Consider the following 20,341-nt stretch of genomic DNA (forward strand, 5'->3'; position numbering starts at 1 on the left):
GGTGGTGTGTTTGCAAGCTCAGGCAATGTGCAGCCTTACAAGTATAACGGCAAGGAGTATGACTCGAAGAAAGGTTTGAACTGGTATGATTATGGTGCAAGGCATTATGATGCGGTATTGGGTAGGTTTACGACGAATGACAGATTTGCCGAGAAATATTATTCGATGTCTCCGTATCAGTATGGGGCGAATAGTCCGGTTGGGAATATTGATGTGAATGGAGATAGTATTAGAGTTTACACTGAAACTCAGTCCTTTGGTCACACGTGGATTAGTGTTGGTGAAGGATCTAATATGACTGTTTATAGCTACGGACGATACAATGGGACTAACAAAGGACCAGATAGAAGCTCTAATTCTTTAGGAAACGGTTCCGGTGTTCTTTTAAAGTTAATGGGGGATGAAGCAAAAGCTTACAATGACAAAAAAGCAGCTGGCGGAATGTCTGTATTTGTAGTAACAGATGTGGCAGATGAAAAAGTTGCTAATATTTTAGACGAAAAGTTTAATATGTCAACTACAATGCCAGATAATCCTAAAAGTGATTATTATAACAGTTCTTCTGCTCGTATTATTGATGAATATAAGCTGACAAGTAATAATTGTACAACAATGGTATCTGATGTATTGAATAAAAGCGGGTCAAATGCTCTGAAAGAGACAAGGCTACAACAAACAAGCAATTTTGGAACATGGACTACTATTCCTATTGTCAACAGATTTATTCTTCCAATATCAATGCAGAATCATTTAGTGAGAATATCCAAACCTGGAGGTGTAGTTTATAAAACAAGATAGATTATGAAATGGCTTAGAATTGTGTTTGTTGCCACATCAATAATTCTTTCATTAGTAATTGTATGCGCAATTATTAATTGTGAAATTAGTTATAAATATGAGATTGAAAATCGATGTGGGGATAAAATTGATATCTTATGGGTTGAGGAGTGGCTAAAAGAAACGATTAAAGTGTGGAAGTTTTTTCTATGCTATGTAATCATTAATATCTTTTATTTAATAGCTTCTCTTGTCAATAGCCGTAAATCTTCAAAAGAAAAATGCAGTTTATCATAAACAAACGCAGTCTCTTTTGTATTGATAATTAGGGCGTCTTGACCTGATATGAATTGACTATTTTATCGCTATCTTAACATCAGATATCTTATATCTTGCATGTTAGGATAGCTTTTTTCTTTCTAATACTGATACGGCGGCCTTAACCGTCTGACTGCTTTCACCCACGGCGCAGGCCGCTATACAGAAAAGGTGACCGGTTACGACAAGAACGACAATGTCCTGTCTTCGCAGTGCTACGGGCAGACCTCCGCATCAGTCTACGCCCTAATCATTCTTACGGGCAATCTGCTGAATCATGTGGACGATACCGCTACGACTTCTGCTTACAACAATGGCTTCGAGTTCAAGGACGGTGTTAAGCAGGCGAACGAGTACGTTTATGATGCGAACGGCAATTTGACCAAAGATTTAAACAAGGGAATTAGCAATATTACGTATAATGTATTAAATTTGCCAACGGGCGTCACTTTTGCTTCCGGCGGTTTCATACAGTATGGCTATACTGCCGACGGCATCAAGCGGCGCATGATGTATAAGGAGGCAGATGGTTCGGGCAATCCGGTTCCTACTGTGTATTGCGGCAATGTGGTCTATGAAAACGGTGTTGCCAGGCTTCTTCTTACGGAAGAGGGGTATGTTACGCTTTCGGACAAGAAGTACCACTATTACCTGCAGGACCATCAGGGAAACAACCGCGTAGTCCTCAGTTCCAGCGGTGCTGTTGAGGAAGCGAACCATTACTATCCCTTCGGTGGTGTGTTTGCAAGCTCAGGCAATGTGCAGCCTTACAAGTATAACGGCAAGGAGTACGATGGCAAGAAGGGGTTGAATCTGTATGATTATGGGGCACGCATGTATGATGCTGCGCTGGGAAGGTTTACGACGGTGGACCCTTCTGCTGAAAATTACTTCAATACAAGTCTCTATGCTTATTGCGGGAATAATCCTATTAATCGGATTGACCTTGACGGATTACTTTTGGCTCGAATATTGATATATAAGGTCCTCTGATTCAATAAAGTGAACGATTCCCTGCTTTCATCACTATATGTCAACAGGGAATTTTACCTTTTATATAAGGCTACACCCTTTCCCTGACATGGTGTAGCCATTTACCCCAAAGGGTGTAGCTATCCGGGGCAAAGGGTGTAGCCCTGTTTAATGTGCCTTATCAGTGCCTGCGGCACACATAATCCGTTATTGATTTATGAAAAATCCCCACGTCGTAAGTGGGAAGAAAGAAATTTGTTTCAAATCTCCCCGAAATCATGTACCTTTGTGGCGGTACCTAAAAAAGGAGGTAACAAGATGATGAACAAGATAAATTCCGTATGCGTATATTGTGCTTCGAGCACAAAGATAGATTCCGTTTATTTCGATGCAGCCCGTGAGCTGGGCACTCTGCTGGGGCAGCGGCAAATTCGCCTGATTAATGGTGCGGGAAATATGGGACTGATGTCCGCTGTGTCCGATGCGGCACTCCGGGCAGGGGGAGAGGTGACGGGCGTCATTCCCCGCTTCATGGTGGAGCAGGGATGGCATCACACCGGACTTACCCAACTCGTGGAAGTGGAAAGCATGCACCAGCGGAAAAAGACAATGGCCGACCTGAGCGATGCCGTCATCGCCCTGCCCGGTGGTTGCGGCACCCTGGAAGAACTGCTGGAAATCATCACTTGGAAGCAACTCGGACTGTATCTGAACCCGATTGTGATACTGAATGTCAAGAACTATTTCGACCCTCTGCTCGATATGCTCCGGCAGGCGGTGGACGAAAACTTCATGCGCGTGCAGCACGGTGCCATCTGGCATGTGGCGCAGACACCGCAGGAAGCCGTGGAACTGATATATACCACTCCCTTGTGGGACGCCTCCATCCGTAAATTCGCTGCAATATGATAGGGCTGTTGATGGCTTGGGCAGTAGTGGGGACGGAGGGGATTCCTATTCCATATTCTCCGAGAATGGACGATGGCATCACCGTGGTTCTTTTGTGCTGTTTCTTTCTGTCGGCCTATGTTTTGTCACGCAGCCGCAAGTTCCTGCTGCAGCTGGTGAAGGATTTCCTGCTTCATCGCGAACGTACCAGCATATTTGCCACTTCCACAGCCGCCGATATGCGCTATTTGCTGCTGCTCATCCTGCAGACTTGCATCCTTGCGGGTGTCTGTATCTTCAGCTACTTCAATGATATACAGCCGGAACTGGTACGTCATGTGTCGCCGGGGCTTCTGCTGGGGATTTACATCGGTGTGTGTCTCTTCTATTTGTGCTTGAAGTGGATGCTCTACTCTTTTCTGGGTTGGATTTTTTTTGACGAAAGTGTTACAACGCTATGGCTTGAGTCCTATTCTACGCTACTTTATTACTTGGGATTCGCCCTTTTCCCGTTTGCTCTGTTCATAGTCTATTTTGATTTGAGTTTGCAGCTGACGATAATAATAGGATTGATTTTAGCCTTTTTTGCTAAAATATTGATGTTATACAAGTGGTTAAAGCTTTTTTGTAACAATTTATATGGCGGTTTGCTTTTAATTGTGTACTTTTGTGCCCTTGAAATCATGCCTTGTTTTGTGTTATATCAAGGCGTGACGCAGCTAAACGATTATTTGATAATAAAATTTTAGGACGTTGAAAATTAAGAAAGTACTTGTGTCGCAGCCGAAACCGGCATCAGAGAAATCTCCTTACTACGACATCGCCGAGAAGTATGGTGTGAAAATAGATTTTCGCCCATTTATCAAAGTGGAGAGCCTTTCAGCGAAAGAGTTCAGACAACAGAAAATTTCGGTCTTGGATCATACTGCCGTTATTTTTACTTCGCGTCATGCTATTGATCATTTCTTCCACTTGTGTACAGAATTGCGTGTGACAATTCCCGAAACAATGAAGTATTTCTGCGTGACGGAGGCCGTTGCTCTGTATATCCAAAAGTATGTGCAGTATCGTAAGCGTAAGATTTTCTTCGGAAACACCGGGAAGATTGACGATTTGATACCTTCCATTGTTAAGCATAAGACTGAAAAGTACTTGGTACCGATGTCGGATGTACACAATGATGACGTGAAGAATCTGCTGGATAAGAATAAGATTCAGCACACGGAAGCTGTCATGTACCGCACTGTCAGCAATGATTTTGCTGCAGATGAGGCTTTTGATTATGACATGCTGGTGTTCTTCAGTCCGGCAGGCATCAGTGCCTTGAAGAAGAATTTCCCTGATTTTGACCAGAAGGAAATCAAGATCGGAACATTCGGCTCTACCACTGCCCAGGCAGTCCGTGATGCCGGGCTTCGTCTTGACCTGGAAGCTCCCAGCGTGCAGGCACCCTCAATGACGGCGGCGCTTGACATGTTTATCAAGGAAAATAATAAAGGAAAGTAAAAAGAGTTATGAGTTATAAGTTATGAGTGATTTGCTTATAGCTTGTAGGCATAACAATGGATTTATAAAATTGAGCTACAAGTGGTTGTGCTTTTATGTTGCCAGGTACTTGTAGCTCGTTTTTGTATCGCCCCCATAACTTATCACTCATAACTCATCACTCATAACTTATAACTCATCACCCCATGCCAAATACCTTGCGTAAGTCCGAACGGTTGGACAGGAAGAAAGTGATAGAGAAGATGTTTGCGGGCGGCTCACGCTCGTTTTCGGTTTTCCCTTTGCGTGTGGTGTATCTGCCGGTGGAGGAGCTGGAGGCACCCGTTTCCATTCTTGTAAGTGTCTCGAAACGCCGTTTCAAGCGGGCGGTGAAGCGCAACCGCGTGAAACGTCAGATACGTGAAGCCTACCGCATGAACAAACACGGACTGCTGGCAGTGTTGACGGAAAAAAAGTGCCGTTTGGCCGTGGCCTTCATCTATCTTTCGGACCAGTTGGTAGACTCTTCTGTCATCGAGGACCGTATGAAGACAGCTTTGGCACGCATTGCCGAGAAGGTAGCGGCAAATGCTGAAACCGAGCAAACTCCGCAGGTGTCATGAAGCGTCTGCTTTCATATCTGCTGCTGCTTCCCATCTATTTCTATCAGAAGTGCATATCGCCCATGATAGGGCCTTCATGCCGTTTTACCCCCACTTGTTCGCAATATGCGGTGGAGGCCATCAAGAAACACGGACCTTTCAAGGGGTTTTGTCTGGCAGTCAGGCGCATTCTGCGCTGCCATCCCTGGGGAGGTTCCGGATATGATCCCGTTCCATGAATATTCCAGTTGACATACATACACACCGGCTTCCGCAAGTACCCGGAACTGCCATTGCAAATTGCTATCCCGAAACGTTCTCTCCACAGAGCGGCGGATGGTATTCGGTGGGGATACATCCCTGGCGTATAGGTCGGAGTGGAGGTGAACACTCAGGAGTTGAAGGTGCTGTGGCTAGCAGGGTGTGCGGCCTGGAGGAGTTAGTGCGCCATCCCCAAGTACTTGCCGTGGGCGAAGCCGGGCTGGACAAGCTGGCAGATGCTCCGATGGATTTGCAGGTGGAAGTGTTCAGGTGCCAGGCATGTTTGGCAGAGGAAGTGGGAAAGCCGCTGGTGATTCATCTGGTGAAGGCGGTTGATGAACTGCTGAAGGTGAAGCGGGACTTGCGCCCGTCGAATCCGTGGATAATACATGGTTTCCGTGGCAAGGCGGCGCTGGTGGAGGAATATCTGAAACATGGCTTTTACCTTTCATTCGGGGAGAAATACCAGGAAGTAGCCTTGTGCCGGGTACCTGCCGACCGGCTGTTCATCGAAACGGATGAAAGCGAAGTTTCCATCGGGGAATTGTATGCACGCGCTGCCGAAGTGCGCGGCATCTCTCCCGAGGAGCTTGGAGAAACACTCCGGAGAAATGTCTGCAAAGTCTTTTTTAAACCCTAAGAGTTGTTTCTTCGAATAAAGAGTCGTATTTTTGCGCAGATTAAAATAGGAATCAAACAATTCATAGATAATCACTTAAATAATTAATCAGATAACTTAATCATTCGATGAATTTTGTAGAAGAATTAAGATGGCGTGGCATGCTCCACGATATGATGCCGGGTACGGAAGAACTTCTGGCTAAGGAACAAGTGACTGCATACATTGGTTTCGACCCTACTGCGGACTCTTTGCACATCGGGCACCTTTGCAGTGTGATGATTTTGCGTCACTTCCAGCGTTGCGGACACAAGCCGTTGGCACTGATTGGCGGTGCTACGGGTATGATTGGTGACCCTTCCGGAAAGTCTGCCGAACGCAATCTGCTTACGGAAGAGACGTTGCAGCGCAACCTGGCCGGTATGAAGGCCCAGCTCTCCAAGTTCCTGGATTTTGATTCGGATGCCCCCAACCGTGCCGAGTTGGTGAACAACTACGATTGGATGAAGAACTTCACTTTCCTCGATTTTGCCCGTGAAGTGGGTAAGCACATCACCGTAAACTATATGATGGCGAAAGATTCTGTAAAGAAGCGTCTGAACGGTGAGGCACGTGACGGTCTTTCCTTCACGGAATTCACCTACCAGCTGTTGCAGGGGTACGACTTCCTTCATCTGTATGAAACCAAAGGCTGCAAGCTCCAGATGGGTGGCAGCGACCAGTGGGGTAACATCACCACCGGTGCCGAACTGATTCGCCGTACGAACGGTGGGGAGGTATTTGCACTGACCAGCCCGCTGATTACGAAGGCCGACGGTGGCAAGTTCGGCAAGACAGAGTCCGGAAACATCTGGCTCGACCCGCGCTACACTTCTCCATATAAGTTCTACCAGTTCTGGCTGAACGTGAGCGACGAGGATGCCAAACGCTACATAAAGATATTCACTGCACTGTCCAAGGAAGAGATTGACGCTCTGACGGCCGAGCACGACGCTGCTCCCCACTTGCGCGTCCTTCAGAAGTGTCTGGCGAAGGAAGTGACTATCATGGTTCACTCCGAAGAGGACTATAATGCCGCCGTGGATGCATCCAACATCTTGTTTGGCAATGCAACTTCGGATGCACTGAAGAAGTTGGACGAAGATACGCTGCTGGCTGTGTTCGAGGGTGTTCCCCAGTTTGAAATATCCCGTGATGCACTGGCTGCCGGTGTGAAGGCGGTGGATTTGTTCGTGGATAATGCTGCTGTATTCGCTTCCAAGGGCGAGATGCGTAAGCTGGTGCAAGGCGGTGGCGTTTCTCTGAATAAGGAGAAACTGGCTGCTTTCGACCAGGTGATTACGACAGCCGACCTGCTGGACGAAAAATACCTGCTGGTACAGCGCGGCAAGAAGAATTACTATCTGATTATCGCCAAATAACGGTAGCCTAAAGAGAAGTAATTAAGGAAATGATGCTTCGGCAGTAAAAATAGCCCCGAAATATTTGGATATTTCGGGGCTTCCTTTTATCTTTGCACCGCTTTTTAACAGAAAGCCCTATGTTTGGACTATGGTGTAATGGTAGCACAACAGGTTTTGGTTCTGTTTGTCCAGGTTCGAATCCTGGTAGTCCAACTACGATACAGCTAATTGCAGCTAAAAACCCACTAAAATCGCAAGTTTTAGTGGGTTTTTTTGTTATTCTTTCCCCCTCTTGTTGGCACTATAGGTATAGATTTTTTCTTTTTACGAATCTTTGAACGATATTGCTATATAATTGACACAAATTTATACGGTTTCTCCATTTTCTTTTGTTACATTTGCATCGTGTACGCAAACGATGTGTATTTGATGGCTGAAGTTATAACCTATTAAATGTAGTGCAATCATGAAAACGAACTATGAAATTCGCTATGCTGAGCATCCCGATGATGTGAAAAGCTACGATACGAAAAGCATTCGCTGCGATTTCCTTATAGGGAAGGCATTCTCCCAAAATAAAGTTTCCATTGAGTATAAACTACTTGCAAATCGTACATAAATAGAATATCACTTATTTAAACTTAATAATTTAACGTTATGAATCCGTATTTGAATTTTTCTTTGGAAGGTAAAGTAGCCCTTGTTACAGGTGCTTCTTATGGTATCGGTTTTGCTATCGCTTCAGCTTTTGCAGAGCAAGGAGCAACTATCTGTTTCAACGATATCAACCAGGAGTTGGTAGACAAAGGCTTGGCTGCCTATACTGAAAAGGGTATCAAGGCACGCGGTTATGTATGTGATGTGACAGACGAACCTGCTGTTCAGGCCATGGTAGCCCAGATTGAAAAGGAAGTAGGCTCTGTTGATATCCTCGTAAACAATGCCGGCATCATCCGCCGTGTTCCTATGCACGAGATGGAGGCTGCTGACTTCCGTCGTGTAATCGATATCGACCTCAATGCTCCGTTCATCGTATCAAAGGCTGTTCTGCCTGCCATGATGAAGAAGGGCCACGGTAAAATTATCAATATCTGCTCTATGATGTCCGAACTGGGTCGTGAGACTGTGTCGGCCTATGCCGCTGCCAAGGGTGGCTTGAAGATGCTGACTCGCAACATCTGCTCTGAATATGGTGAATATAACATCCAATGTAACGGTATCGGTCCGGGTTACATCGCTACCCCGCAGACTGCTCCGCTGCGTGAAAAGCAGGCCGACGGTAGCCGTCACCCGTTCGACTCGTTCATCTGCGCCAAGACTCCGGCAGGCCGCTGGCTGGCTCCGGAAGAACTTACCGGTCCGGCAGTGTTCCTGGCATCGGAAGCCTCTAATGCGGTAAACGGTCACATCCTCTATGTAGACGGAGGTATCTTGGCTTATATCGGAAAGCAACCGAAATAAATTTAAGGATAATTGAGAAGGTGATAAAGTGGCAGGATAATGTCACTTGTCACCTTTTTCTTTTGGGCGCGGATTACGCGGATTTCGCGGAAAGGATAAGGAAAATCCGTATAATCCGCGAAATCCGCGCCTAAAAGAAAGTTATACAACTGATTAGGAAAAAGCAATGATTATATGAGAAACTTTCTTTTATTATGTATGGCGGCCCTCTGCTGTCTTGCTTGCAACGATAGCAAGATAGTGACTGTTACGGTAACCAATCCGTTAGCGATGGACCGTTCCGATGAGATGGTAGAGGTGTCCATGACCGAAATCTCAAACCTTCTGAATCTGGCAGACACCGCACAGATTGTGGTTCTGAATGTCGAAGGGGAGCAGGTGCCTTACCAAGTGACCTACGATGACAAATTAATCTTCCCTGCTACGGTAGCCGCCAATGCATCGGCTGCATATACCGTCCAGGCCGGTGCTCCCGTCGATGTGGAGGTAAGGGCTTGTGGGCGGCAGTATCCCGAACGTCTGGACGACATGGCCTGGGAGAACGACTTGGTAGGCTTCCGTGCCTACGGTCCTGCATTGCAGGCAAGGGGTGAACGCGGTTTCGGCTACGACTTGTTCACGAAGCGAGGCACTGCTGCACCGGTACTGGAAGACATGTATGCCAAGGAACTGGATGCAGACTCCTGGAAGCAGGTTAATGAATTGCGCAAGACAGACCCGAAGGCAGCCGATGAGCTGGTACGCACATTCTCCTATCATATAGACCACGGTTATGGCATGGACTGCTATGCAGTAGGCCCAACATTGGGAGCCGGAGTGTCTGCATTGATGGTGAATGATACCATTATCTATCCGTGGTGCTACAAGACGCAGGAGGTGCTGGACAACGGTCCGTTGCGCTTCACCGTGAAGCTGGAGTTCAATCCGTTGGCTGTGAAAGGGGATACTGCGGTGGTGGAAACGCGTCTGATTACGCTGGATGCCGGTTCTCATCTGAACCGTACTGCCGTTTCGTATAGCAATCTAAAGGAATCTTTGCCCATTGTTACCGGTATTGTGCTGCACGAACCGGACGGTGCTGTGGTGGCTGATGCCGCCGGTGGTTATATGACGTATGTAGACCCCACTACCGGACCGGATAATGGCAAGATATTTATGGGGGCCGCTTTCCCTGCCGTTGTGAAGGAAGCCAAAACCGTGCTTTTCCCCATAGAGGAGAAGAAGATGCGTAACAATGCGGACGGTCATGTACTGGTTGTCAGCGACTATGAGCCGGGCGCTGACTACGTGTATTACTGGGGCTTTGCCTGGGACCGCGCAGACATCAAGACTGCTGAAGCCTGGAACCGATACATGGCTGATTTTGCACAGAAGGTGCGCAATCCGATGACGGTGAGTATCCGCTAAGTTGATTTTCTTCCTTTTCAGACGGAGAAGCTTGAGAAGCTGGAGGCTTGTAACTGTCCGGGCGAATGACAAGTGTTCTCAGAATAAGCTCTTCCCCTTGTAGACAAGTTCTGCAACGTTTTTGGCCTCCAGTTTTTCCATCAGGCGCTTCCGGTAAGTCTGTATTGTATTGATGCTGAGAAATAGTAATTGGGATATTTCAGAAGTGCTCAGTCCTTGCGAGAGATAGGCGAGCACTTCTTTTTCACGTCTCGACAATTCGGGAAGTGCATATGGTAGGGTGTTTTGTTTTTCCTTGTCCAGTTCGCTGAAAACATTGCTGAAGTATCTGGTTCCGTTTTTCAGTGTACTGATGGCGTCTCTCAATTCGCTGGTGCTGGCATTTTTTGAAACAGCTCCGTTGATGTTTAGGGTGGATAATTTGGCTATGATCCAAGGTTCTTCATGCATGGTATAGATTAAAATGCCGCATTCGGGTATCTGGCTGTGAAGGTGGGATATGAGTTGGAATCCATTCATATCCGGTAGTTCAAGGTCAATGATGCAAAGGTCGAATCTCTCTTTGAGGGTCAGTTGTTCCACGTCTTTTGCACAAGTGGCTCCTTTGCACGTCACTCCTTCGAGTTGCGAGGCCAATGCGATGATGCCTTCAGCAACAATCGGGTGGTCATCTATTACCAGTATTCTGTATGTTTCTTTGTTTGGTTTCATTCGTTTATGTTAAGCAGTAGGGTGAAAACGTTGTTTTCTGTTGACGAGCATACATTGGCGGTAGCGTTGATGGCTCTGATACGGTCGTTTACGGTGCGCAATCCTATGCCGTCATTGTTGTTTGTTGCTGTTTGTTGCTTGTTTGCATTCTTACCGTTGTCTGTAATTTGCAGGGTATATTTATTTTCATTGTCGGCACGGAGACTGATGACTATATGACTGGCTGAGGCATGTTTCACGATGTTCATGGTGAGCTCTTGTACGATGCGGTACAGCTCATAAGCGGTTTCATTGGGAAGATGGCGTGATGCGTTGTTCTCCGTTGGATGATAGCTGACCTCTATGCCGGTGTTCTCGGTCAGTTTGGCAGCATAACGGTCGAGTATCTGGTCTAGACTGAGATGCTCGAATTCGGGAGGCATCAGTTCGTGTGAGATATTCCGCACGTTGTTTCTCAGTTTGCTGACGAGTGAGGCCAGTTCCTGCTCATTCCCTTTGCCGGCAGAAGTTTCTATCTTCATTTGCAGCCCCAGCAGGTCGTTGGCTATGCCGTCATGCAGTTCCTTGGCAAAATATTTGCATTCCTCTTCCAACCCTTCAATGTAACGGCGTGCCGAGTTCAGTTCGTTTTCTTGCTTTAGCAGTTCAATCTTCTTTTCGGCTATTCGTTTCTTGTGGCGGAGCGTCAACAAAGTAATGAGAGCAAGGCCGGACAGAAGGGCTACAGCAAGAGGCTTTTAGCAGGAAGGCTTGGTGTTCCAGTTGTTCTTGTTGCAGGTGGGCTATCTCCAATTCCTTTTCTTGTGTGTGATATTTCACGTTGAATTCTGCCATTTGTTGCGTCAGATTGTGCTGTGCCAGCGTATCAGTCCACATGCGGGCACTATCCATATAGGTATAGGCCAGTTTGGGGTTTCCCAAGGCATCGTAGCATCGTGCCATTTGTGTAAGTAGTGTTTTGGGCTCGGTACCGGTTTTCCGGTTACGCAGCCAGTGGAAGTCCTTCAAGGCGCGGGCATAGTTTTTGCGGTTTGTTTCGGTGGCTGCCCTCGATTGTATGAATCCTATGGCAGCGATGGAGTTGGATGGTACCCGTTGTAGTAGTTTGTTCCCCAATTTCAAGTAGTGGTCTATGGAATCGGGTTGTTCTTTTCGTTCAAAGAGTCTCAGCATGCCGGGCAGGCAGCGTATCTTCCATAGGTCTTCGTTTCCCTCTCCGTGGCAGGCAATGTTCCAGGCTTTACGGTTGGATTTTTCAGCATCATCCAGCTTGTTCAGCTCAGCCTTTATGGTTGCCCTGATTTGCCAGGTGGTGAAAGCTACGAATGGGTCTTCGGTTCTGGCGGCATGTTCGGTGGCCATGTCGGTATACTTTTCAGCTTCGTCCAGCTGCCTGATATTGAAGTATAGGATGGACACATTGTTGCAGATGTGGGCTATCCAGCTTTCGTCTCCGTATTGCAAGGCAGTGTCCAGTGCTTTATTGTAATAGTAGAGTGTAGAGTCATTCATTTGGTGCTGACGGTAGAGGAGGCCCAAATCGTTGTATACGCTGATGTGCTTTTCCAAATCATCTATCTGCGGCAGGTAGGGGAGCACATTTTTTTTCATGGCAAAGGCTTCTTCTGTCTTTCCCACATAGATCAGTAGTGTGGCTTGTTCGTTCAGCAAGATGGGATACATGAAGGAGTGCTTTACGTTCCGGGTGGCAAAGGCGCTGTCGAAGCTACGTTGCGCTTCATCGTAGTGTCCTTCTTCCATGAGATTGGCTGCCCGGTTGTAGAAGTGTGCCAACAGAGTGTCTGTTGGTATTTCTCCGGCGTGAAGCAGGATAGTGGTTAAAGAAAAGAGGAGTGATAATAGCTTAGTATGGCGTACCCTCATATCGGTATATTTTAGTGGAATTCAATCTGTGCTTAGTTGTTGCAAATATACGTCTTATTCATTTTGCTTTTTATCGGAGATGCTGAATTTTTTCTGTATGTAGCTGAAAAATCACCTTTTTCAGTGACAAGGAGTGAAAGGAAAAGTTTATTACTTTGCAAAAAATATTAAGCTTTGTCTGGGAATGATAAATGGCCAAAAGTATCTGTCCGGGTTTGAATGGCAGAGTCTTGTTGTCGTGAGATACGGACGGCATTCCTTATACTTTTGTTATTATGGATTTTCCTTAGAGGGATGGGGATAAAACAAGATTTGTAACTTATGAAAATGTTTAAAATGATGGCTGCCTCCATGTTGGGTGTGGCGTTGTGCTTGGGATTCACTGCTTGCAGTGACGATGACGAAAATGAGAATGGTGAGGGTGGCGAAAACACCGCCACTGTGGTCAATCCTTCGCAAGTGTTTACGGGAGGGCTTCCGAAGTCGGTTTCGGGCATGGCGATTTCTCACAATGAAGAAGGGCTGGTGACGAACATTACAACTGAGGATGGGGATAAAGCCGTCTTTGAGTACTTTCCCGCTACTACAAAGGCAGATGTTGCAAAGGACCGAGCAAGAATCACCGTGACGGATGAAGAGGGCGATGTTACAGAACTGAACTTGCAGCTCAACAGCGATGGTTATGTGGAATTTTGCAACTCAATAGACCACGCTGGTACTCCCGATGCCGATGAGTTTACTTGGGAGATGGAATACGACACTGAAGGCCATCTGGTTGTAATGAAACGCTCTGAAAGCGATGGTGAAATAACGAACATCACCTATAAGGATGGAGATGTGGTGAAGACTTCCACACGTTATGTAGCTAGTGGGGATCTCAATGGTGACGGAATTATCGACAGCAATGACGAGTGGGAGTATAGTGCTGCCATAGACTATACGACGGATAATATAACAGCTCCTATCGAGAATAAGGGCTGCCTGATGTTGTTTGATGAAATACTGGATGTGGATATGGACGAGATGATATATGCCTATTATGGAGGCATGCTTGGTAAGGCTACGAAACATCTGCCGCTTGTAGGGCATTATACATACAATGGCGAGGACTCTGTGTCCGATATGTATTTTACATGGACATTGAATTCCGACAGTTATCCTACGGAACTGGTTGTAAAAGACCAGTGGGATGAATACAGATGTACATTTACTTGGTAATTATAAAACATCTGTTTATTCTTGTGGAACAGGACATGAGCCTATAAAATGTAAGGGGTTGCCTTTTGCCGAGACAACCCCTTCTTATTTTATGTGGAATTTATTGTGACAGCAGATGTTGGTAACTTTCTGCTGTTTCAAGTTTATAATACTTTGAATTCATATCCCTCTTCCTTCAGGAAGTCAATGGCGCGCGGCAATGCGTACTGCAGGTTTCCGTTGCACCAGGATTTCAAGGAATCGTGGAAGGTGATGATGGAGCCGTTGCGGGCGTAGCGCATCACGTTGGCAAGCACTTGCGGACCGCGCAGCTTCTTGCTGTAGTCGCGGGTCACGAGGTCCCACATCACAATCTTGTAGGTTCGTTTCAGCGTGAGATACTGGTTGGCGAACATATGGCCGTGGGGAGGGCGGAACAAGAGAGGGTAGAGAACCTTCTCCACATTGCAATTGATGTCCCCACCCATTTCCATGAAAATCTTCGCCTGTTCGGTATTTCCCAGATAATTCTTGGCCGTGTATTCAAATCCACGGATATGGTTGAAGGTGTGGTTACCGATGCGGTGCCCACGCTCAACGACCATCCGGAATTCGTCCGGATGCTTCCGTATGTTGTCACCTACCATGAAGAAGGTGGCTTTGATGTTGTGCTTATCCAGCAGGTCGAGCACCCAGGGAGTTACTTCGGGGATAGGGCCATCGTCGAAAGTCAGATAAACGGCTTTTTCATTGGGGTCCATCCTCCAGACTGCACCGGGATATAGTTTGCGAAAAAACTCAGGAGGTTGTTCTATAAACACGTGATTAATGATTAATTAGGGATTAAGGATTAAGGATTAGGGGTTAATGATTAAGGATTAGGGGTTAATGATTAAGGATTAGGGGTTAATGATTAGTTATTAATGATTAGTGATGAACTGCACAGGCTAATCCCTAATCCTTTAATCCTTAATCCCTAATCCTTATTCTCACTCCTTCATTCTGTCCACATACATATTATACAGTTCTTCCACCTTCGGCTCGTAGATTTCGGCGAGCTTGGAGTTGTACTTCTTCATGGCCTTCACCTCGGCATCGAGTACAGCCCAGTGGTATTCAAATTCACGGGTAGAAATCATGAAGCGGTTGTCGTCCAGGCTCAGATACCAGGTCAGGTACTCTACAGCCTTGTCAGCAAGGGCTTTCATCATCTCGTCCGCCTTGGCGGTTTCGCCCAGTTGGTAGTAGGCTTCCGCCATCTGTACGGCACCGTTCTGCCAGTCGTAAGGCACGTTGTAGGCGGGAATCATCTTTTCGGCATAGTCCAGGGCGGCTTTTGCCTTGTCTTTCTTGCCCTCACGCATCAGCTGCTGCACGAGTTGGGAGAAGATGCGACGGTGAGAGTGACACATGCGCATGGCGTTCTCGTCGATATAGATGCCCGGCTTGTCGATGCCACCGAACTTGAACTTGTTCATCAGGTTGTCGTACATCTTTTCGGAGTCTATTGTCACGCCCGTCTTACTGGTGTCGAACGGAGTGAAACGATAGGCAAGACCTTCCTGAACGAAGTGGTTTTCCATATTCAGCTGGTTCTCCCTGCCTACGCTGACAGCGATATAGATGGGGCGTTCCCAGTTGGCCTCGCTCAGCATTTCGAGCATCATCAACTCGCTCTTGTAGAGGGCGCGTTTGCCTTTCAGCGAAATGTGCATGTAGTCGGGGATTGAATCGCCCGGTATCATCATGCCGCTGCGGCGCACGGCTTCCTTGTCTACCTTGATGACGATGCTGTCGGTAGGAATCACCTTCAAGTCCTGATTCTTGTTGCGCACCCAGTTCTTGAGGATATTCTTTAGCTCATACGGGTTGTCACCGAATTCTTTCTTTACATTGACCAGTGCTTCGGGATTACCGTCCAGTGCCTGCTTCTCGGCTTCGGCATAGAGCTGGTCGATGCTTTTCTTGTACTCAGGCTGGATGGGGACGTATTCGTTGGTGCCTTCTACGTACTCCATTCGGTCCCACGTGATGGGGAGAGAAGGACTGTCGTAGGCGGGGCGCTTCATCTGGTCGATGTACCAATCGGTCTGCAGGTACGAGAGGTTGCAGGTACGGGCGTCGGTACGGAAACCTTCGGTCTCCTGGTTGTACCAGAGGGGGAAGGTATCGTTGTCACCGTTGGTATAGATAATCGGGTTGCCGCTTTCTTGCAGGGACATCAGGTAGTTCTGGCCGAAGTCGCGTGCCATGTAGCGGTCGCTGCGGTCGTGGTCGTCCCAAGTCTGGCTTGCCATCTGCACGGGGACAAAGAGGCAGGCTACGGAAACGATGGCGGCAGCAGGCAGTTCCTTCATCTTGGCGTAGTCTTGAAGCAGACGGACGAGTCCTGCCACACCCATACCAATCCAGATGGCGAAGGCGTAGAACGAACCGGCGTAGGCATAGTCACGTTCGCGCGGTTGGCTCGGAGTCTGGTTCAGGTAGAGCACGATGGCAATACCGGTCATGAAGAAGAGGAAGAAGACCACCCAGAATTGCTGGATGCCTTTCTGTCCACGGTAGGCTTGCCATAGCAGGCCGATGATACCCAGCAGCAGGGGCAGGCAGTAGAATACGTTGTGTCCCTTGTTGTCTTTCAGTTCCTGAGGCAAGAGGCTCTGGTCGCCCACCAGCCAGTTGTCGATGAACGGGATACCGGTAATCCAGTTGCCGTGTTCAATTTCTCCGCTGCCTTGTATGTCGTTCTGGCGTCCGGCGAAGTTCCACATGAAGTAGCGCCAGTACATCCAGTTGAGCTGGTAGGAGAAGAAGAACTTGATGTTTTCCCACTGTGTGGGCATGTTTACCATAATCATGTTGCCGCATTTGTCATAGGGCACATCGTAACCCTTGATGTCCTGCCAGGCATGGTATTGTTGTGTATGGGCACTGCTGTACATACGCGGGAACAGCATGTTCTGGGCGTATTCGTACTCAATGCGTCCGGGGATTTCGATGTACGAATCCTTTTCGTCGGGCGTAGCTTTCTCCTTGCGGATGAACTTCGTGCCGTTGTACTTGATGCGCGGTTCGCAGTAACCGTCTTTCACGTCCAGTGCCACTTGCGAGGAGAAGGCAGGGCCATAGAACAGCGGGCGTGTGCCATACTGCTCGCGTCCCAGGTATTCGCCCAGTGTGAAGATGTCTTCCGGAGAGTTCTGGTCCATCGGCGTGTTGGCGGTGGAGCGGATGACGATAAGTGCATACGAGGAATATCCGATGACAATCATCATGGTGCAGAGCAGCGAGGTGTTCAGCGTGCGTGCCGATACGCGGAATTTCTCTTTGACGGCTGCCTGCGTCTTCGGACGGAGGTAGAGCCACAATGCGGCAATGACAATGACACCGATAACTACCGAGCTGGTACCGTGTCCGTAGAACGGGATACCCAGCATGGCGATGGTGAGTATGAACGAGAGTGCCATACGTGCCTTGTTGCGTTCGGTATAGCTTTCGTAGATACCCCAGATGAGGCAGGCTGCCAACAGGATGATATATACGATGACACCCGTGTTGAAGGACATGCCCAGCGTGTTGACGAAGAGCAGTTCGAACCAGCCGCCCACTTTCACGATACCCGGCACGATGCCGTAGAGTACGGCTGCTACCAGTATGCCCGAAGCGAGCAATGCCAGCAGGGAACCTTTTGCGTTGGCATTGGGCACCTTCTTGTAGTAATACACCAGTACGATGGCGGGCAGGCAGAGCAGGTTCAGCAAGTGCACGCCGATACTCAGACCGGTCAGGTAGGCAATGAGAATCAGCCAGCGGTCACTGTGAGGCTCGTTGGCAACGTCCTCCCATTTCAGTATGAGCCAGAATACGACGGCAGTGAACAGTGAGGAGAAGGCATACACCTCGCCTTCCACAGCGCTGAACCAAAAGGTATCGCTGAACGTGTAGGCAAGTGCGCCCACCAGACCGCTACCCATGATGGTAACCATCTGGCCGCGTGTGATATTGTTTTCGTCTGTCACCACAAGTTTGCGTACCAGGTGCGTGATGCTCCAGAAAAGGAACAGGATACATGCGCCGCTCATCAGTGCGCTCATGTAGTTCACCATCTTGGCCACGGTGGAGGCATCGGAAGCAAATTGTGAGAACAGGTTGGCTACCAGCATGAAGAACGGTGCGCCGGGCGGGTGTCCTACTTCCAGCTTATAGCCGGTGGTGATGAACTCCGGGCAGTCCCAAAAGCTTGCAGTAGGTTCGATGGTCATGCAGTAGACCGTCGCTGCAATGAGGAAGGTAATCCAGCCTACAAGGTTGTTTACGGTTTTGTACTGTTTCATTCAGATGAAATTCGTTATAATTCAGTTTTGTTTTTTACAAGTTGTTTTGCCATCCGCTTAGTTAACATAACGGCATATATGGGTGCAAATATAATGATTTCGCTTCTAAATAGGTGACAATAAGCTGCATTATTAGGATAGGTTAAGGGATTTGCTGCATCTATAGATGCAGCACGGTGGAAGTATAGATGCAACGCGGTGGATATATAGATGCAACAATGATGATTCTATAGAAGGAATATCCGGCCGATAAAAGGGGATGCGGAAAGGAAGTATCTTCCTTGCTTGTTTAAATGAATCTTTCGTTTATAACCGAAAATCTTGCCTTTTTCACCAACTTTTTGGGTTATGGACGAAAGAATGGATATACTTAGGAAGTACAATCTCTGGACAAGAGGAGATTTATATTTTCATCGACGAAGTGCAGCTCATCGAAGAATGGGAAAAGTCGGTCAATTCTTATTCGCAGGACTATACCGAGGAGTACGAGCTCTTTATCAGTGGCTCCAACTCACGGATGCTGTCCGGTGAGCTTGCCACGCTGCTTTCCGGGCGATACGTCCAATTTCCGATATATCCCTTCAGCTATCAGGAGTATACAGAGATAAGGCATCTGGAACAGAACCGTGAGAGCTATATGGGCTATATGAATACGGGCGGAATCCCGGAACTTTTTGTCTTGCCCGAAAAGCAGGAGGTGCAGCGCAATTACTTGTCTGCCTTGAAGGACACCATCTTGCTGAAGGACATCATCCAACGCTACAGCATACGTGACCCCCGACTGCTTGAGGACCTTTTTGCGTTTCTTGTAGGCAATGCCTCTAATTTAGTGTCCATCGGCAACATCGTGAACTATTTCAAGAGCCAGGGCCGGAAGACGAGCTATGATGCTGTGGCTGCCTACATAGGCTATATCGAAGACTCGTTCTTGGCGTATCGTTGTGAACGCTTTGACTTGCGCGGAAAGGAAATACTGTCCGGTACGGCGAAATATTACATCAACGACCTTGCCTTTAAGAATTTCCTCTATCCCGGAACAGCCTATGGTGTGGGTTATAAACTGGAGAATCTTGTCTATCTGGAGTTACTCAGGGCAGGCTATGATGTCTATACCGGATGTGCCAAAGAGAAGGAAGTGGATTTCGTGGCACGGAAAGGCGACCGCACGGTTTATCTGCAATCCACTTATATGTTGGTTGACGAGCAGACGATGCGTCGTGAGTATGCTTCGTTGGAGTCGATACAAGATAATTATGAGAAACTGGTTGTTTCGCTTGATGATTTCTGTCTGCCATCCAATGAAGGAATACGGCATGTGTGGGCGTGGGAACTGCATGGGTTGTTATAAAAGGTGCTGAAAGGCAGTAATATCCTTATATTTTTGACAAAAAGTAATGTTTCTGTAGATTTCTCTGCCGCACATGGTTGGGCAGAAGGACGAATTTAGGATATATTGTGGATATTGGGGTCATAAAGATGCGTTCTTCTTGCATATTCTTCCGCTTTTGTAGGGCTTTTATGCAGAAATTGGCTACACCTTTAAGCTAAAAGGGTGATTGCTTTTTACTAAAAGGGGTATTGCGTTTTAGTAAAACGGTTACTCTGTTTTAGTAAAACGTTCTTTTGCTTTTGCATTTTCGGTGTATCAGGGCTTTCGGAGGTGTGATTTCGATTTATTGGAAGGACGTTCGTTTTGGTATAATGCTTATAACTTGACACTTATGGATTTTCGCTCTCGTATTTCTTTCTGTGTGGATAATCGGTCGGAAATACGGGATTCTCGTGCGATAGAAAATACAAAGTGTCAGAATGACAAAATCATATTTATCTTCTGTAGGTATCAGCCTTAAAAATACTTTCCAATCTTTTTCTTGTTTTCATTCTTTATCGTTAAATTTGCCATCGAAGCAAGGAAGTGTCCTTAGCTTCAATGTTTTGTGAAATGATATTGTAAGAAGCGTTGTGCTTCATTCTTGTCTTTGAGAACCTGAGAAATTTTCGAAACTATACAAGAATGGCATG

At 47.2% G+C, this 20,341-nt stretch carries 19 protein-coding genes, 1 tRNA gene and 1 pseudogene; 16 read left to right on the forward strand and 5 right to left on the reverse strand.

The window, feature by feature from the left end; all coding sequences use genetic code 11:
- The 14 genes and pseudogenes from DXD65_RS13550 to DXD65_RS13615 all read left to right on the forward strand — a co-directional run.
- On the forward strand, nucleotides 1-798 hold a 798-nt coding region (locus tag DXD65_RS13550), incomplete at its 5' end, for an RHS repeat-associated core domain-containing protein (protein ID WP_133304303.1).
- A 3-nt stretch (nucleotides 799-801) separates the two neighbouring features.
- The gene (locus tag DXD65_RS13555; RefSeq protein WP_005834063.1) at nucleotides 802-1,074 is read left to right on the forward strand and encodes a hypothetical protein; all 273 of its coding nucleotides are present in this window, start codon (nucleotides 802-804) and stop codon (nucleotides 1,072-1,074) included.
- A 192-nt stretch (nucleotides 1,075-1,266) separates the two neighbouring features.
- Nucleotides 1,267-2,088, forward strand: coding sequence for an RHS repeat-associated core domain-containing protein (locus DXD65_RS13560; RefSeq protein WP_008662365.1), 822 nt, complete (start codon nucleotides 1,267-1,269; stop codon nucleotides 2,086-2,088).
- A gap of 300 nt (nucleotides 2,089-2,388) precedes the next feature.
- Nucleotides 2,389-2,976 (forward strand): TIGR00730 family Rossman fold protein, encoded by a 588-nt coding sequence (locus tag DXD65_RS13565; RefSeq protein WP_034532729.1) that lies wholly within the window; start codon nucleotides 2,389-2,391, stop codon nucleotides 2,974-2,976.
- Entirely contained in the window at nucleotides 2,973-3,704 is a 732-nt protein-coding gene (locus DXD65_RS13570) for a DUF4271 domain-containing protein (RefSeq protein ID WP_005831062.1), read from the forward strand. The genes DXD65_RS13565 and DXD65_RS13570 overlap by 4 nt, the downstream gene beginning before the upstream one ends.
- A 4-nt stretch (nucleotides 3,705-3,708) precedes the next feature.
- Nucleotides 3,709-4,461, forward strand: coding sequence for a uroporphyrinogen-III synthase (locus tag DXD65_RS13575; protein ID WP_005834069.1), 753 nt, complete (start codon nucleotides 3,709-3,711; stop codon nucleotides 4,459-4,461).
- Nucleotides 4,462-4,646: 185 nt separating this feature from the next.
- A complete protein-coding gene (gene rnpA / locus DXD65_RS13580; protein ID WP_005831059.1) occupies nucleotides 4,647-5,063 on the forward strand; it encodes a ribonuclease P protein component in 417 nt (138 codons plus the stop codon).
- Nucleotides 5,060-5,281 (forward strand): membrane protein insertion efficiency factor YidD, encoded by a 222-nt coding sequence (yidD, locus tag DXD65_RS13585; RefSeq protein ID WP_005831056.1) that lies wholly within the window; start codon nucleotides 5,060-5,062, stop codon nucleotides 5,279-5,281. Before rnpA ends, yidD begins: the two co-directional genes overlap by 4 nt.
- Complete coding sequence (locus tag DXD65_RS13590) at nucleotides 5,278-5,943, forward strand: TatD family hydrolase (RefSeq protein ID WP_005831054.1); 666 nt, start codon at nucleotides 5,278-5,280, stop codon at nucleotides 5,941-5,943. The genes yidD and DXD65_RS13590 overlap by 4 nt, the downstream gene beginning before the upstream one ends.
- Nucleotides 5,944-6,050: 107 nt before the next feature.
- Nucleotides 6,051-7,343, forward strand: a complete 1,293-nt coding sequence (tyrS, locus tag DXD65_RS13595) for a tyrosine--tRNA ligase (protein WP_005831052.1) — start codon at nucleotides 6,051-6,053, stop codon at nucleotides 7,341-7,343.
- Between the two features lie 124 nt (nucleotides 7,344-7,467).
- Nucleotides 7,468-7,538, forward strand: a tRNA-Gln gene (locus DXD65_RS13600).
- Nucleotides 7,539-7,791: 253 nt separating this feature from the next.
- A pseudogene (locus DXD65_RS21255) lies at nucleotides 7,792-7,926 on the forward strand (5-keto-4-deoxyuronate isomerase); the annotation flags it as partial.
- Nucleotides 7,927-7,982: 56 nt separating this feature from the next.
- Entirely contained in the window at nucleotides 7,983-8,786 is an 804-nt protein-coding gene (locus DXD65_RS13610; protein WP_005831048.1) for a gluconate 5-dehydrogenase, read from the forward strand.
- 174 nt (nucleotides 8,787-8,960) lie between these two features.
- Nucleotides 8,961-10,193, forward strand: coding sequence for a DUF4861 domain-containing protein (locus DXD65_RS13615; RefSeq protein WP_008662385.1), 1,233 nt, complete (start codon nucleotides 8,961-8,963; stop codon nucleotides 10,191-10,193).
- A gap of 78 nt (nucleotides 10,194-10,271) precedes the next feature.
- On the opposite strand, the gene DXD65_RS13620 is transcribed toward DXD65_RS13615, so the two are convergent.
- The 3 genes from DXD65_RS13620 to DXD65_RS13625 are packed head-to-tail and all read right to left on the reverse strand — an operon-like array spanning nucleotide 10,272 to nucleotide 12,788.
- On the reverse strand, nucleotides 10,272-10,904 hold the full coding sequence (locus DXD65_RS13620) for a response regulator (protein WP_025832309.1): 633 nt from the start codon (nucleotides 10,902-10,904) through the stop codon (nucleotides 10,272-10,274).
- The gene (locus DXD65_RS21260) at nucleotides 10,901-11,596 is read right to left on the reverse strand and encodes a sensor histidine kinase (protein ID WP_233556141.1); all 696 of its coding nucleotides are present in this window, start codon (nucleotides 11,594-11,596) and stop codon (nucleotides 10,901-10,903) included. Before DXD65_RS21260 ends, DXD65_RS13620 begins: the two co-directional genes overlap by 4 nt.
- Nucleotides 11,550-12,788 carry a tetratricopeptide repeat protein gene (locus tag DXD65_RS13625; RefSeq protein WP_230321436.1) on the reverse strand — a complete coding sequence of 413 codons (1,239 nt, stop codon included), beginning with the start codon at nucleotides 12,786-12,788 and terminating at the stop codon, nucleotides 11,550-11,552. The genes DXD65_RS21260 and DXD65_RS13625 overlap by 47 nt, the downstream gene beginning before the upstream one ends.
- 321 nt (nucleotides 12,789-13,109) lie before the next feature.
- Between DXD65_RS13625 and DXD65_RS13635 the strand changes: the two genes are divergently transcribed.
- Entirely contained in the window at nucleotides 13,110-14,006 is an 897-nt protein-coding gene (locus DXD65_RS13635; protein WP_005831035.1) for a DUF4595 domain-containing protein, read from the forward strand.
- Nucleotides 14,007-14,149: 143 nt separating this feature from the next.
- Here the strand turns inward: DXD65_RS13635 and DXD65_RS13640 are convergent, their stop codons facing one another.
- Together DXD65_RS13640 and DXD65_RS13645 are read right to left on the reverse strand one after the other, a co-directional pair.
- Complete coding sequence (locus tag DXD65_RS13640; protein ID WP_005831030.1) at nucleotides 14,150-14,806, reverse strand: polysaccharide deacetylase family protein; 657 nt, start codon at nucleotides 14,804-14,806, stop codon at nucleotides 14,150-14,152.
- 168 nt (nucleotides 14,807-14,974) lie between these two features.
- The gene (locus DXD65_RS13645; RefSeq protein ID WP_117878865.1) at nucleotides 14,975-18,319 is read right to left on the reverse strand and encodes a DUF2723 domain-containing protein; all 3,345 of its coding nucleotides are present in this window, start codon (nucleotides 18,317-18,319) and stop codon (nucleotides 14,975-14,977) included.
- A gap of 259 nt (nucleotides 18,320-18,578) precedes the next feature.
- Here DXD65_RS13645 and DXD65_RS13650 point away from each other — a divergent pair, with 259 nt between their 5' ends.
- On the forward strand, nucleotides 18,579-19,667 hold the full coding sequence (locus DXD65_RS13650; protein WP_233556142.1) for an ATP-binding protein: 1,089 nt from the start codon (nucleotides 18,579-18,581) through the stop codon (nucleotides 19,665-19,667).
- Nucleotides 19,668-20,341 lie beyond the last annotated feature (674 nt).

It is taken from the genome of Bacteroides sp. 4_1_36 (assembly GCF_003466325.1).
Lineage (GTDB): Bacteria > Bacteroidota > Bacteroidia > Bacteroidales > Bacteroidaceae > Bacteroides > Bacteroides uniformis.

Excerpts from the sequence above, each read along its gene's own strand:
- rnpA (WP_005831059.1), top strand. The coding sequence starts at position 4,647 with ATGCCAAATACCTTGCGTAAGTCCGAACGGTTGGACAGGAAGAAAGTG.
- DXD65_RS13645 (WP_117878865.1), bottom strand. The coding sequence starts at position 18,319 with ATGAAACAGTACAAAACCGTAAACAACCTTGTAGGCTGGATTACCTTC.
- DXD65_RS13555 (WP_005834063.1), top strand. The coding sequence starts at position 802 with ATGAAATGGCTTAGAATTGTGTTTGTTGCCACATCAATAATTCTTTCA.
- tyrS (WP_005831052.1), top strand. The coding sequence starts at position 6,051 with ATGAATTTTGTAGAAGAATTAAGATGGCGTGGCATGCTCCACGATATG.
- DXD65_RS13620 (WP_025832309.1), bottom strand. The coding sequence starts at position 10,904 with ATGAAACCAAACAAAGAAACATACAGAATACTGGTAATAGATGACCAC.
- DXD65_RS13615 (WP_008662385.1), top strand. The coding sequence starts at position 8,961 with ATGAGAAACTTTCTTTTATTATGTATGGCGGCCCTCTGCTGTCTTGCT.
- DXD65_RS13590 (WP_005831054.1), top strand. The coding sequence starts at position 5,278 with ATGAATATTCCAGTTGACATACATACACACCGGCTTCCGCAAGTACCC.
- DXD65_RS13635 (WP_005831035.1), top strand. The coding sequence starts at position 13,110 with ATGAAAATGTTTAAAATGATGGCTGCCTCCATGTTGGGTGTGGCGTTG.
- yidD (WP_005831056.1), top strand. The coding sequence starts at position 5,060 with ATGAAGCGTCTGCTTTCATATCTGCTGCTGCTTCCCATCTATTTCTAT.
- DXD65_RS13625 (WP_230321436.1), bottom strand. The coding sequence starts at position 12,788 with ATGAGGGTACGCCATACTAAGCTATTATCACTCCTCTTTTCTTTAACC.
- DXD65_RS13650 (WP_233556142.1), top strand. The coding sequence starts at position 18,579 with ATGCGGAAAGGAAGTATCTTCCTTGCTTGTTTAAATGAATCTTTCGTT.
- DXD65_RS13570 (WP_005831062.1), top strand. The coding sequence starts at position 2,973 with ATGATAGGGCTGTTGATGGCTTGGGCAGTAGTGGGGACGGAGGGGATT.
- DXD65_RS13565 (WP_034532729.1), top strand. The coding sequence starts at position 2,389 with ATGAACAAGATAAATTCCGTATGCGTATATTGTGCTTCGAGCACAAAG.
- DXD65_RS13610 (WP_005831048.1), top strand. The coding sequence starts at position 7,983 with ATGAATCCGTATTTGAATTTTTCTTTGGAAGGTAAAGTAGCCCTTGTT.